Source organism: Streptomyces sp. NPDC001532, from assembly GCF_040298625.1.
GTDB lineage: Bacteria > Actinomycetota > Actinomycetes > Streptomycetales > Streptomycetaceae > Streptomyces.
The window spans coordinates 34,086-47,568 of the sequence record NZ_JBEPAL010000002.1 but is presented as its reverse complement, the minus strand read 5'-3'; the positions used below and the strand labels follow the sequence as shown (position 1 = coordinate 47,568).

Annotated in this window: 10 protein-coding genes and 1 tRNA gene; 8 read left to right on the top strand and 3 right to left on the bottom strand. The window is 68.9% G+C overall.

Annotated features, from left to right (window positions below; genetic code table 11):
* Positions 1–54: 54 nt before the first annotated feature.
* The 6 genes from ABT232_RS02850 to ABT232_RS02825 all read left to right on the top strand — a co-directional run bounded on the left by ABT232_RS02850 (position 55) and on the right by ABT232_RS02825 (position 7,976).
* Entirely contained in the window at positions 55–939 is an 885-nt protein-coding gene (locus tag ABT232_RS02850) for a DUF2382 domain-containing protein (RefSeq protein ID WP_351834942.1), read from the top strand.
* Positions 940–1,465: 526 nt separating this feature from the next.
* Positions 1,466–2,854, top strand: a complete 1,389-nt coding sequence (locus ABT232_RS02845; RefSeq protein WP_351834940.1) for an NAD(P)/FAD-dependent oxidoreductase — start codon at positions 1,466–1,468, stop codon at positions 2,852–2,854.
* A gap of 256 nt (positions 2,855–3,110) precedes the next feature.
* Positions 3,111–3,590, top strand: coding sequence for a hypothetical protein (locus ABT232_RS02840; RefSeq protein WP_351834937.1), 480 nt, complete (start codon positions 3,111–3,113; stop codon positions 3,588–3,590).
* 9 nt (positions 3,591–3,599) lie between these two features.
* On the top strand, positions 3,600–5,873 hold the full coding sequence (locus ABT232_RS02835) for a DUF6571 family protein (RefSeq protein WP_351834935.1): 2,274 nt from the start codon (positions 3,600–3,602) through the stop codon (positions 5,871–5,873).
* On the top strand, positions 5,851–6,525 hold the full coding sequence (locus tag ABT232_RS02830) for a hypothetical protein (RefSeq protein WP_351834933.1): 675 nt from the start codon (positions 5,851–5,853) through the stop codon (positions 6,523–6,525). Before ABT232_RS02835 ends, ABT232_RS02830 begins: the two co-directional genes overlap by 23 nt.
* A 149-nt stretch (positions 6,526–6,674) precedes the next feature.
* Positions 6,675–7,976: a class I SAM-dependent methyltransferase gene (locus ABT232_RS02825; RefSeq protein ID WP_351834930.1), complete on the top strand. Its 1,302-nt coding sequence runs from the start codon at positions 6,675–6,677 to the stop codon at positions 7,974–7,976.
* 55 nt (positions 7,977–8,031) lie between these two features.
* Here the strand turns inward: ABT232_RS02825 and ABT232_RS02820 are convergent, their stop codons facing one another.
* Complete coding sequence (locus ABT232_RS02820; RefSeq protein WP_351834927.1) at positions 8,032–10,560, bottom strand: ABC transporter permease; 2,529 nt, start codon at positions 10,558–10,560, stop codon at positions 8,032–8,034.
* A gap of 47 nt (positions 10,561–10,607) precedes the next feature.
* Positions 10,608–11,408, bottom strand: coding sequence for an ABC transporter ATP-binding protein (locus ABT232_RS02815; RefSeq protein WP_351834924.1), 801 nt, complete (start codon positions 11,406–11,408; stop codon positions 10,608–10,610).
* 444 nt (positions 11,409–11,852) lie between these two features.
* On the opposite strand from ABT232_RS02815, the gene ABT232_RS02810 reads away from it, so the two are divergent.
* Both ABT232_RS02810 and ABT232_RS02805 read left to right on the top strand, forming a co-directional pair.
* Positions 11,853–11,935, top strand: a tRNA-Leu gene (locus ABT232_RS02810).
* Between the two features lie 239 nt (positions 11,936–12,174).
* Positions 12,175–13,077, top strand: a complete 903-nt coding sequence (locus tag ABT232_RS02805; protein ID WP_351834922.1) for a Bax inhibitor-1/YccA family protein — start codon at positions 12,175–12,177, stop codon at positions 13,075–13,077.
* Between the two features lie 107 nt (positions 13,078–13,184).
* Here the strand turns inward: ABT232_RS02805 and ABT232_RS02800 are convergent, their stop codons facing one another.
* The gene (locus ABT232_RS02800; protein ID WP_351834921.1) at positions 13,185–13,409 is read right to left on the bottom strand and encodes a DUF4287 domain-containing protein; all 225 of its coding nucleotides are present in this window, start codon (positions 13,407–13,409) and stop codon (positions 13,185–13,187) included.
* Between the last annotated feature and the right edge of the window lie 74 nt (positions 13,410–13,483).

Sequence of the window (13,483 nt, the reverse complement as noted above, 5' to 3'; positions counted from 1 at the left end):
CGTGACGGTGACCCGCCCCCTGGGAGTCCTGCCGAGAGAAGGGTGGAACAAGCCATGATCACCAGAGAGCAGATCCCGGCCGTCCTGGACCACGCGGTCCTCGACGAGGGCGGCAAGAAGATCGGCGAGGCCAAGCACGTCTACCTCGACGACGTCACCGGGAGCCCCGAGTGGGTCTCCGTGAAGACGGGCCTGTTCGGCACCAGCGAGACCTTCGTGCCGATCCGTGACGCCTCGGTCGTGGGCGACCACATGGAGGTCCCGTTCTCCAAGAGCAAGGTCAAGGACGCGCCGCACGTGGACGTCGACGCCGGCGGCCATCTGTCGGAGACCGAGGAGCACGAGCTCTACGAGTACTACGGCATGGACTGGGACGACTCCTGGGCGCGCGCCAACCAGCCCGGCGAGGGCGGCTGGGCGCAGGAGGGGACCGGGACGCGCCAGGGCTCCGGAGCGGGCCTGGGGTCCGACATGGGCCAGGGGGCCATGGGTACCGCGGGCATCGGTGCGGCAGGCGAGGAGCTGCGGGACCGGACCGTCGAGGACGACGCCATGACCCGCTCCGAGGAGCGGATGCACGTGGGCGTGGAGCGCCGGGAGGCCGGGCGCGCGCGGCTGCGCAAGTACGTCGTCACCGAAGAGGTGGAGCGCACGGTCCCGGTGCGGCACGAGGAAGTACGCGTCGAGCGGGAGCCGATCACCGACGAGAACCGCGACGCGGCGATGTCCGGGCCGGAGATCAGCGAGGCGGAGCACGAGGTGGTGCTGCACGAGGAGCGGCCGGTGGTGGAGACCGAGGCCGTGCCGGTGGAGCGGGTCCGCCTGACCGCCGAGGAGGAGACCGAGCAGGAGACCGTCCGCGGGCGCGTCCGCAAGGAGCGCATCGAGGGCGACGCCCGGCCGGCCGACGACCCCGACGAGTCCGGACCGCTCCCGTAGGGCGTGCCCGGCCCGAGAAGCCGGACGAGCGCCGCCGACGGGTGTCGGCGGCGCTCTCGGGCGCCAGGCCGCCGGTTCGCCGAGGGCGGTCCGGGGTCACCGCCGGGCGGCGATCGCCACTGGTCAGGGCCTCCGTTGAGCGAATCGGTCAACGTTTGAGCAAGCCATCGACCCGTCCGGTGACACCACGTCGGAAAACTTCGTGAAGTTCTTCACAAGGAATTCAGTCCTGCCGGAGGGTGAAAGGGGCCCACTGGGCCGTTGCGGGGGCTCACCGGCGCGGTCGGCCCGCTCCGGGGATCGGTGCGACGGGGTCCTCGAGGAGGGCCGGCGAGGACTGGTCCAAGGGGTGAGACGAGCCAGAGGAGCAGCTCACGCGGCATTGACAACGGCCCGCCATGCACAGTGGTTCCCTCGCCGCATCATGATCTGGGTCACGCGGGCCGCGCAGGATAGCACAGGCCCTGTCGGAGCTTGTGAAGGGGCGCACGAGCACCCCCCTCCGAGCGGGTGGATACTCGATGGCATGAGCACCACGGAGCGTCCCAGGATCCTCGTAGTAGGCGGTGGGTACGTAGGCCTGTACGCAGCTCGGCGCATTCTCAAGAAGATGCGCTACGGCGAGGCGACCGTCACGGTCGTCGACCCCCGGTCGTACATGACCTACCAGCCCTTCCTCCCCGAAACCGCCGCCGGCAACATCTCCCCGCGACACGTCGTCGTCCCGCTGCGACGCGTGCTCCCCAAGGCGGAGGTCCTCACCGGCCGGGTCACCACCATCGACCAGGACCGCAAGGTCGCCACGATCGCCCCGCTGGTCGGCGAGGCGTACGAGCTGCCCTTCGACTACCTGGTCATCGCGCTCGGCGCGGTCTCCCGCACCTTCCCGATCCCCGGCCTCGCCGAACAGGGCATCGGCATGAAGGGCATCGAGGAGGCCATCGGCCTGCGCAACCACGTGCTGGAGCAACTGGACAAGGCCGACTCCACCACCGACGAGGAGATCCGCCGCAAGGCGCTCACCTTCGTCTTCATCGGTGGTGGCTTCGCCGGCGCCGAGACCATCGGCGAGGTCGAGGACCTGGCCCGCGACGCGGCCAAGTACTACAAGAACGTGTCCCGTGAGGACATGCGCTTCATCCTCGTCGACGCCGCCGACAAGATCCTTCCCGAGGTCGGCCCCAAGCTCGGCCAGTACGGCAAGGAGCACCTGGAGAGCCGCGGCGTGGAGATCTACCTCTCCACCTCGATGGACTCCTGCGTCGACGGCCACGTCGTGCTGAAGAACGGCCTCGAGGTCGACTCCAACACCATCGTCTGGACCGCCGGCGTCAAGCCGAACCCGGTCCTGGCCCGCTACGGCCTCCCGCTGGGCCCGCGCGGTCACGTCGACACAGCCGCCACCCTCCAGGTGCAGGGCACCGACTACATCTGGGCCGCGGGCGACAACGCCCAGGTGCCGGACCTCGTCGGCCGCAAGGCGGGCAACGAGAACGCCTGGTGCCCGCCGAACGCCCAGCACGCGCTGCGCCAGGCCAAGGTCCTCGGCGACAACGTGGTGTCCGGCATGCGGGGCTTCCCGCAGAAGGAGTACAGCCACGCCAACAAGGGCGCGGTCGCGGGCCTCGGCCTGCACAAGGGCGTCGCGATGATCGTCATGGGCAAGATGAAGATCAAGCTCAAGGGACGTCTCGCCTGGTACATGCACCGTGGCTACCACGGCCTGGCGATGCCGACGTGGAACCGCAAGATCCGCGTCTTCGCCGACTGGACCCTCGGCATGTTCCTCAAGCGCGAGGTCGTCGCCCTCGGCGCGCTGGAGTCCCCGCGCGAGGAGTTCTACGAGGCCGCCAAGCCGGCCCCGGCCCCCGCGGCGCCCGCCGTGAAGACCGAGGAGAAGGCCAAGGCCTCCTGACCCCCGGTCACCTCTGAGCACGCCCCCGAAAGGGCCGCCCGCCATCCGTGGTGCGGGCGGCCCTTTCGGCTGTCCGGAACCGCTGAACGCCACGGCGGACGCGAGCTGGCCAGTGCGGCTGTGCTTTCGCGTGGGTGGCATGATTCGACCGGTTGGTTACACAGAGTTGGATATCGTGACGCCGATCATTGCCACATCGTGGTCGGGCGTTCACGGTCCCCCGGGGACGGCTGAGCAGAGACGGGGAGGACCACGCATGGCGTGGGACGAGTGGGACCGGCTGAAGACCCAGGCGAGGGGAGACGACGCCACGGGGATGCGGCTCAATCAGTACCCGGCGGACCAAGGGGGCGTTCGTGCCAACTCGGCTGACCTGGTGGCCCACCAGGACGACCTGGGTGCGGTGGGGCACGAGGCCTACATCCTCTGGGACGAGTTGCGGACAGCGGCAGACATCGCGGGGGCGGGCGTGGACAAGGGCGGCGAAGGATCCACGACGCGGGCGGCGAGCTCGCTGACGGCCCATGGGTTCGGGATGGGGGCCGGTCTGGCGCGGACCGAGGAGATCTGGACGTCCCAGGTGAAATCCGTTCTTCAAGCATGCGCCCACATCTCCAACCATTTGGACCACAGTAGGAAGCTGCACGCGGCGGACGACGCCAGGATCGGCACCCAGGCGGCCGCCGTCGGCGGCGGGGAGCTGACGGTGTCGGAACTGAGCAAGTACTTCAAGTAGGGCGGACCAGTGGCGATCACCTACACGGATCTGCTCGATGTCGACCTGGGCATCCTCGGTACGGCCGTCTCCGACTGGAGGAAGGCCGTCAGCCAACTGAAGAAGCTCGCGGACAACGCGAGGACGGGCATGGTGGCGAAGTCGGAGGCGGCCCGCTGGGCGGGAATGAACGCCACGGTGTCCCGAGCGTTCGTCGCCGAGACCGCGAAGGAAGTCGCCGATCTCCACACGGAGGCGCGCAGCATTCATCGAATTCTGGATGACGCGCATACCGACCTCGTCTCGCTGCAGAAGCAGATCGTGACGGCCGTCCGGGTGGACGCGGTGGAACTGGGCCTCCGGGTCGAGACCATCGGCTCAGGCGAGGTCCGCTGCTTCTACCCGCACATCCGCGGCGACAGCGACGACCGCACCCAGGAGCAGCTCGATGCCCGGAGGGAGCTGGAGGACCGCATCAACCGGATCCTTGCTCACGCGAGCGAGATCGACGCGTCCGTGGCCCGCGCCCTGGCCAAGAGTCACGGCGACTCCGCCCACAACGCCGGACACAGCTCGTACGGCTCACTCGACGAGGCACAGGCCGAACGCGCCGCGGAGCTCGCCAGGCTTGGGCCGGAGATGTCCGACGAGCAGCTGACGGAGCTGAATTCCCTCCTGCGCCACAACGCGCGAGACGCGGACTTCTCCACCCGTTTCTACTCGTTGCTGGGCGGCCCTCAGGAGGCCCTGGAGTTCTACGGCCGTATGGCGTTGAACGGCACTGAGGGCGACGACAAGGCGAGGCTCCTCCTGACGCAGCAGTTGCAGAGACATATGGGCCTCGCGCTGGCCTCGGCGACGGATCCCGACAACAAGTCTCACCTGCCTGCCTCCTGGGCCACGGAGTTCCGCAAACTGGGCTCGGCGGAGATCAAGCTCTATCCCGGGGGAATGTCCCACCCATTCGGCTATCAGATCCTCGGTGGCCTGCTCCGGTACGGTGACTACGACGCTCGGTTCCTCAACCCGATCGCCGAGCACATCGTCCAACTGCATCAGAAGGATCCGTACCGGTTCGTCGAGAACAAACCCACGTCGGCGGGGGACGCGGACTGGGGTTTCAACCCGTCCGGGAAATCAGGCGCCGGCTATGACCCACTGACCAGCGTGCTGGAAGCGCTCGGCCACAGTCCCGACGCGGCGAAGAAGTTTTTTGACCCGGAGATGACCCCCACCGTCTACAACGAGGACGGCACTGTCAACCGGCGCGACACTCTCGGCTACTCGTACTTCGAAGAGCTGACCAAGAAGGACTTCGTGTGGCCGCCGGACAGCCCTTTCCAGCCTGGAAGCGAAGGCGCGGAGAAAGCGCGTGGCTTCGGTCCGGACGCGCTCGGACATGCCTTGGAAGCGGCGACACTGGGGCACGCCTACGACGACCCGACTCCGAGACTCGTGCGCGACGAGACCACGGCGGCCATCATGGAGAAGGTCGTGGCGGCCTATGGTGACCCGGAGAACGTGAAGGAACCTCTCGCCGACAGCCTTGGTCGAATGGGAGCCGGTTATATCGACGATCTCAACTGGGGACTGAACGACAACAGGCCGGACAGCCTGTTCGCGCCGACCGGTACGGGCCACGCGGTCTTCGGGATCGACAACTCGATCAGATTCCTGAGTTCCGTCGGACAGCATCCCGACGCCTACGCGGAGATCTCCACGGCTCAGCAGATCTACGCCACCACCGCGCTGGAAGCACAGGCCCAGGGAGGGCGCATCGATCAGCCGGCCGCGCGGGAGATCGTGCGCACCGGCGCGGAGATCCAAGGGTTCCTGGACCAGTCCAGGGCGGACCAGGTCGCCGCAGAGGGGGTCGCGAAGGACGAGGCCTACAACAAGAGCCTGGAAGAGAAGACTGGCTGGATCAAGTTCGGTGCCGGCGTGGCGATCGCCGGTGGGGCGGCCTTTCTTCCTCCTGTGGCCGCTGTCGGGGTGGCGGGCACTCTCATTCCTGTGTTCATGGACGCGGGGCAAGGAGCCATCACACAGCAGATCGCAAACGTGATCGATGACAGTGCGCAGACCCATCAGCTGGAGAGCGGAAGCACGATCCAGGAACAGAAGGCGGAGATCTATGCAGTGGGACAGACGGCCGCCGAGTCCCCGATGGACAAGTTCCTCGCGGCGCACGGCATCTCGCGAGACCATGACCGCTTCGGTCAGGATCTGGAAGAGGCCGCAAACTCCGGTTATACGAAGGGGACCAATCGAGAGAACCAGCGTGGTGTTCTTCCGCAGGCTTAGGTTTGGCGCAGGACTGAGAGCCGGGTCGGCCGCACTCGTCGTGGCGCTGGCCGCCATCGGTTGCCAGGGTGGCGGGTCAGATGCTGGAAGCTCGGTGACGCCCAGCTCGTCAGGGCCGTCGTGCGAGGAGTTTCTGTCCGTCGAAGCCAAAGCGGCCATGAGGCGGATCGCTGGTATTCCGGCGTCCGACTCGGATGTTTTCCTCGGGGAGCCGGCGCGGACCGTCGACGACCTGGTCTCCCAGTATCAGCTCGGCAAGACCGGTACTGACTCCCGGCTGTGCGGGGCGTATCGAGGAACGTCCGGGCTTGATTCGGTGAAGGTGGCGTACTCCCTCGCCCAAGATCTCCCGGAGGAGGGCAAGGGGGACTCCGGCTATAAAAAGTATCGTATGGGAGAAATGGCTCTGGCCGGGGCCAAGGCGGGGGTGCTGTACTTCCGGTGCGTCGGCGGCGTGTTCGGTGACGCGTCCACGGCCGTTTTGATCAGGGGAGACGTCCGCAGCAGGTACGAAGTGGCGGAGCCGTCGGACGCGGCCACGGAGGACAACCTCCGTATCGTGCACGAAGCCAGCCGTGGGCTCTCCGGCTTGCTGGGATGTGAGTCCGGGTCCGGGGTCTCGGGCCGGTTCACCATGCCGCCCTCGGCGTAGCGGGGCGTCCTGGCTAGGTGGCCGTATGCGGCTGTGCATCGCTCAGGGGTTTTGCTCAGCCGTGACGCGTGTGGGGGACTGCGGGGGCGGGGTGGGGGTGTTTACGTGGTGTCGGACTTTCCGGGATCGCTGTCACGGAGGTGTGCGCCATGACCGACGCCGCGTCGCGGCTGAAGGGGCTCATCGAACAGGTGCTGGGTACGCCGCTGCCGGTTCGTATCCGCGCCTGGGACGGCTCGCAGGCGGGGCCGCCCGGTACGCCGGTGCTGGTGGTGCGCAACCGCCGGGCCGTGCGCAGGCTGTTGTGGAAGCCGGGGGAACTGGGGCTGGCCCGGGCGTGGGTCGCCGGGGACCTGGACATCGACGGGGATCTGTACGCGGCCCTCGACGCGATCGCGGGGCTCGTCTGGGAACGCGGCGAGGACGCCCGTACGCTCGCGCAGTCGCTGCGCGACCCCGAGGTGCGGGCCGGAGTGCGCGGCCTGCTGCGGATGGGAGGGCCCGCGCTGCCCCCCGCACCGCCCGGCGAGGAGGTGCGCCGCAGACGGCATCTGCACACCCGGCACAGCGACAGACGCGCCATCAGCCACCACTACGACGTCGGCAACGACTTCTACGAACTCGTCCTCGGCCCGTCGATGGTCTACTCGTGCGCCTACTGGGAGGCCCCCGAGGAGGCCGGCGGAACCCTGGAGGACGCCCAGCGCGACAAGTTGGAGCTGGTCTCCCGCAAGCTCGGCCTCGAACCGGGCGGACGGCTGCTCGACGTCGGCTGCGGCTGGGGCTCCATGGCCATCCACGCGGCCCGTGAGCACGGCGTGAGCGTCGTCGGCATCACCCTGTCGCAGGAGCAGGCCGCCTACGCCCGCAAGCGCGTCGCCGAGGAGGGGCTGACCGACCGGGTGGAGATCCGGGTGCAGGACTACCGGGACGTCAGCGACGGCCCCTACGACGCGATCTCCTCCATCGGCATGGCCGAACACGTGGGGTCCGAGCGGTACCTGGAGTACGCCCGCACGCTGAACGCCCTGCTCAAGCCGGGCGGGCGGCTGCTCAACCACCAGATCGCCCGTCGGCCGCAGCGCGACGAGACGGCGTACGACGTCGACGAGTTCATCGACGCCTACGTCTTCCCCGACGGTGAACTGGCGCCCGTCGGCACCACGGTGACCCAGCTGGAGCGCGCCGGGTTCGAGGTGCGCGACGTGGAGTCGATCCGCGAGCACTACGCGCTCACCCTGCGCCGCTGGGTCAGCAACCTGGAGGACGGCTGGGAACGGGCCGTGCGGCTGACCAGCCCGGGCCGCGCCCGCGTCTGGCGGCTGTACATGGCCGCCTCGGCACTGGCCTTCGAGCACAACCGCATCGGGGTCAACCAGGTCCTCGCCGTCCGCACCCCGGAGTCCGGTGACTCCGGCATGCCGCTGCGCGCTCGTACCTGGAACGCCTGAACGGCGAAGGCCCCGCTTCCTCGTCCGGGAAGCGGGGCCTTCGGCGGTGGCTAGGTCACTCCGACTTGATCGCGGCCAGCATGTTCAGCCGGGCCGCGCGGCGCGCGGGCCACAGCGCCGCCAGCACGCCCACCGTGGCCGCCAGCAGCAGGAACACCGCCATCCGGGTCCAGGGCAGGACGAGTTCGTACGTCGCCATGCTGCTCGCCAGCAGCTCCCCGGCCGCCCAGCCGAAGAACACGCCCAGACCGATGCCGAGCACCCCGCCGAAGAGCGAGATGACCAGCGACTCCAGGCGGACCATCCGCTTGATGCCCTTGCGGTCCAGGCCGATCGCGCGGAGCATGCCGATCTCCTGGGAGCGTTCGAACACCGACATGGCCAGGGTGTTGATGACACCGAGGACGGCCACGATCACCGCCATGGCCAGCAGGCCGTACAGCATGTTCAGCATCAGGGTGAACATGCTCGCGATCTCCTCGGAGATGTCCTCCTTGTCCTGGACCCTGACGGCCGGGTTGGAGCCCAGGGCCTTCTCCAGCCGGTCCTTCGTCGCGGCGGACGCGCCGTCCGCGGTCCGCACCATGACCTGCATGTCGGCCGGGTCGCTCTGGTGCGGGGCGAGGGTGGACAGGTCGAGCATGATGCCGCGGATCATCTCGTTGTCCTGGTAGACACCGGCGACGGTCAGCCGCTCCTTCTCGCCGTCCTCGAACGACGCCGTGAACGAGGAACCCGTCTGCCAGCCGTGCGCCGTCGCGGTGTCGTCGTCCACGACCACCCGGTCGCCACCGACCTCGAAGGCACCGCTGTCGACCGGCAGTTCGGTCAGCTCGCCGATGGTGGCGCCGGTGACGCCGGTCAGGTACTCGGTCTCGCCGTCGATCCGGGCGGGCGCGTTGCGCAGCGGGCTGGTGGCCGTGACGCCCTCGGTGGCGCGCAGCTCGCGGTCGACGTCCGGGGAGAGCGTGTTGCCGTTCGCCATGGAGACGACGTAGTCCGCGCGGATCGCGTCCGAGGCCATCCGGTCGATCGACTTCTGCAGGCTGCCCGCCATCACCGTCATCCCGGTGATCAGGGTCAGGCCGATCATCAGGGCGGAGGCGGTGGCGGCGGTACGGCGCGGATTGCGCACCGAGTTCTGGCGGGCCAGCTTGCCCGACACCCCGAAGACGCGCAGCACCGGCGCCGCGGCCGCGATCAGCGGCCGGGACAGCAGCGGGGTCAGCACGAACACCCCGATGATCAGCAGGACGGCGCCCAGGCCCATCGGCGCCTGCCCGTCCGAGCCTCCCATGGTGGTCGCCGCGAGGACGACGGCGACGCCCGCGGCGGCGAACAGCGCGCCGAGGGTGTTGCGCAGCACCAGCGACTTCACCGTCGCCGTGGCGTGCAGGCTGCTCATCGCCGCCACCGGCGGGATCTTCGCCGCCCGCCGGCCGGGCAGCCAGGCGGCCAGCATGGTGACCAGGACACCGACCGCGAGCGCGGCGACGATCGTGTCGGGGGAGATCACCAGCGGCCCGTCCGGCACCGTCTCGCCGAGCGAGCCCAGCAGGGAGCGCAGGCCCGCGCCGATGCCGATGCCCGCGACCAGGCCGGTCACCGCGGCGACCACGCCGACGAAGAACGCCTCGATCAGCACCGACCGGGTGACCTGGCGGCGGGAGGCGCCGACCGCGCGCAGCAGCGCCAGTTCCTTGGTGCGCTGGGCGACCAGCATGGTGAAGGTGTTGGCGATGATGAAGGTGCCGACGAACAGCGCGATGCCGGCGAAGACCAGCAGGCCCTGCTTGAGCCCGCTCATCGAGGAGGCGATCAGCTCGGCCTGGTCGTCGGCGAGCCGCTGCCCGGTGGTGGTGTGCACGAGGTCGGCGGGGAGGGCCTTGTCCAGTTCGGCCTTGAGCGCCTCCTGGGTGACGCCGGCCTTCGCCTCGACGTCGATCTGGTCGTACGTGCCCGGCTTGCCGAACAGCCGCTGCGCGGTCGCCGTGTCGAACAGGGTGAGGCTGCCGCCGGCGGCGACGTTGCCGTCGTCGGTGGTGAAGACGCCGGTGATCCTCGGGGACAGCACCGGGCCGTCGATGGACAGCCGCACGGTGTCGCCGACGCGGTAGCCGGTGCGTTCGGCGGTCTCGGAGTCGATCAGGACCTCGCCGCGGCCCTTCGGCGCGTGGCCCTCGACGAGCGGGTAGCGCGGGTCGTCCGTGCCCCAGTAGTTGCCGCCCTGCGACTGGAAGCCGCCGCCGACCAGCTTGCCGTCCTGGTCGGCGAGGGCGGTGAAGCCGCCGACCACGCCGATGGCGGAGGCGGCGCCGGGCACCCGGGCGCTCCGGTCGAGCAGCGCCTGCGTCAGCTCGGGGGTGGTGCCGAGGGTGTCGCCGCGGTCCTTCTGGGTCTCGGGCTCCACGGCCACGTCGACCCGGTCGAAGCCCTTGGCCGAGCTCTTCTGGTAGGCCTCGGAGATGGTGTTGGTGAAGACCAGGGTCCCCGACACGAAGGCCACGCCGAGCATCACGGCGAGCACGGTCATCAGGAGCCGGGCCTTGTGCGCGAGTACGTTGCGCAAGGCGGTACGGAACATGGTTTCTTCTCAGTCCAGGGTGAGGGCGGGGGCCGGCGTCGGATGGGTCAGCTGGTGCGGCCCTTGCCGTCGGACTCGGGGGTCCGGGGGTTCCCCCCGGGAAGACGCCGCATGCGGTCCAGCACCGACTCCGCCGTCGGCCCGTGCACCTCGTCCACGATCCGGCCGTCGGCCAGGAACACCACCCGGTCCGCGTAGGCCGCCGCCACCGGGTCGTGGGTCACCATCACCACCGTCTGGCCCAGTTCGCGCACCGAGTTGCGCAGGAAGCCGAGCACCTCGGCGCCGGAGCGGGAGTCGAGGTTGCCGGTCGGTTCGTCGCCGAAGATGATGTCCGGCTTGGAGGCGAGCGCCCGGGCGACCGCGACGCGCTGCTGCTGGCCGCCGGAGAGCTGGGAGGGGCGGTGGCCGAGCCGGTCGGACAGGCCGACCATCTGGATCACCGTGTCCAGCCACTGCTTGTCCGGCTTGCGGCCCGCGATGTCCATGGGGAGCGTGATGTTCTCCAGCGCGGTCAGCGTCGGCAGCAGGTTGAACGCCTGGAAGATGAAGCCGATCTTGTCCCGGCGCAACTTGGTGAGCTGCTTGTCCTTGAGCGAGCCCAGCTCGGTGTCGCCGATGCGCACCGAGCCGGAGGAGAAGGTGTCCAGTCCGGCCACGCAGTGCATCAAGGTGGACTTGCCGGACCCGGAGGGGCCCATGATCGCGGTGAACTCGGCCTGCCGGAACTCGACGGAGACGCGGTCGAGGGCGACCACCCGGGTCTCGCCCTGTCCGTAGATCTTCGACAGCTCCGTGGCGCGGGCGGCCACCGCGGTGGTCCGGTCGGCGAGGGGAGTCGTGGTCACGGGTCGGGCTCCTGTCGGACGGGGATGCGAGGACGTGATTCATCGTTTCGTCCGTACGGCGCCGTGTAGTCAGCCGCTGTTCCGGTTCCGGGGGCAGACTCCGGTCGGACCGGGCGGGGCCATGTCATACCTGGGGATGACGGGCGACCCCGAGGGTGAGCCTCGGGTGATCTTCGGGTGATCTTCGGAAGAACGCCCGGATGGCCCGCACGGGTGATCTTCGTCAAGAACAGGTGGAGTGCCCTTGTTCGGGCGGTGAAATTCCGTCATTCCGCGTACACGGGCGTGCACCGCACGCAAGGCTGGTGGCAAGTGCGGATGGCGTGTTCCGAGTGCTGATGCACCCTCAGACGTCAATAAAATAAGACAACATCGGTCCGTAGTTCCGCTGTTCGGGGGATGCGCCCCGATAGGCTCGGGACCTCGACGCGGAGCCCATGGCCTGCCCGGATGGTGGAATGCAGACACGGCGAGCTTAAACCTCGCTGCCCCTCGCGGGCGTACCGGTTCGAGTCCGGTTCCGGGCACTCCGACGCCTTCGAATTGCGTGCACAGTGCATCGAAGTCTTCACCGCTCGGCCCCCTCGGTGACAAGATCGTCACCAGGGGGCCACGGTTCGGTTCCTCCCGTGCCGGGAATCACCCGGCCGCGTAGCGTGTTGCGCAGCACGTGGGGGGAAAGATCCTCCCCAAGCACTAGGGTCAATCCTTTGCCTGTCTATTACTCTTGAGCCAAGGCTGCGCAAGGTGGCCATGGAGGAGTGAAATGAGGAGCAGCAACCCGGTCTTCTCGCGACGGGGGTTCAGCCGCGACAACGGCTACGCGGGCTTCAACACCGCGCCGCAGGCCGGGGGCGCAGCGGTAGGAACGCAGGGCAACCCGTACGCTACGGGCAACCCCTACGCCCAGCCCGGCGCCGGCAACCCGTACGCGCAGAACCCTTACGCCCAGCAGGACGCGCAGTACGGCGCCCCGCAGGCCCCGGTCGCCACCGGCAACCGGATGACGATGGACGACGTCGTCATGCGCTCGGCCATGACGCTCGGCACCGTCGTCGTCGGCGCCGTGCTGGCCTGGGCCCTGCTGCCGGTCTCGTCGACCAGCTACGGCCTGGCCATCGGCGCCGCGCTCGTCGCCTTCGTCCTGGCGATGGTCCAGTCCTTCAAGCGCACCGCGTCCCCCGCGCTGATCCTGGCGTACGCCGCGTTCGAGGGTGTCTTCCTCGGCGTGATCAGCGAGATGTACAACAGCGCCTGGTCCGGCGCGCCCTTCCAGGCCGTGCTCGGCACCATGGCGGTCACCGCCGCCACGCTGCTGATCTACAAGGCCGGCTGGGTCCGCGTCACCGCGCGCTACGCCCGCATCGGCATGGCGATCGCCCTGGCGTTCGTCCTGGTCATGGCGGTCAACCTGCTGCTGGTCGTCTTCGGTGTCGCCGAGGACGGCGGACTGCGCAGCATGGGCCCGCTCGGTGCGATCGTCGGCATCATCGCGATCGTGCTCGGCGCCTTCTTCCTCACCCTCGACTTCAAGCAGATCGAGGACGGCATCGCCTACGGCGCGCCGCGTGAGGAGTCCTGGCTGGCCGCGTTCGGTCTGACCATGACGCTCGTCTGGATCTACATCGAGATGCTGCGCCTGGTCGCCATCTTCTCCGGCGACGACTGAGCCGTAGCCGGCGGACAGTGACACAGGCGAAGGGCCCCGGGTCATCCCGGGGCCCTTCGTCGTGTCGTGTCCGGTTCTCGTCGCTCACTCCGGCGCGGTGTGCGCGCTCAGAACCTGCGCGCGGCCCTCCTCAGGTCGTACTCGTGGATGATCGCTTTGGCGTGGCCGTACGCCAGGTCGTACTCGTGGCGCAGCCAGCTGACCTTCTCGTCGAAGCGGAGCGCGGGGCCTTCTTCTACGGTGCGCAGCCAGTCGGCCACTTCACGACCGGTGCAATGGGGGATGCGGGCGAGCAGGTTGCGGTGGGTCTCCTCCGAGAAGACTTGGGACATCGGCGCCTCCATGGCAAGGGGATGTAAGCCGGTCCTTCAGGTCACCGTGCCTGAGCGTTCGCCCGTTGGCAACA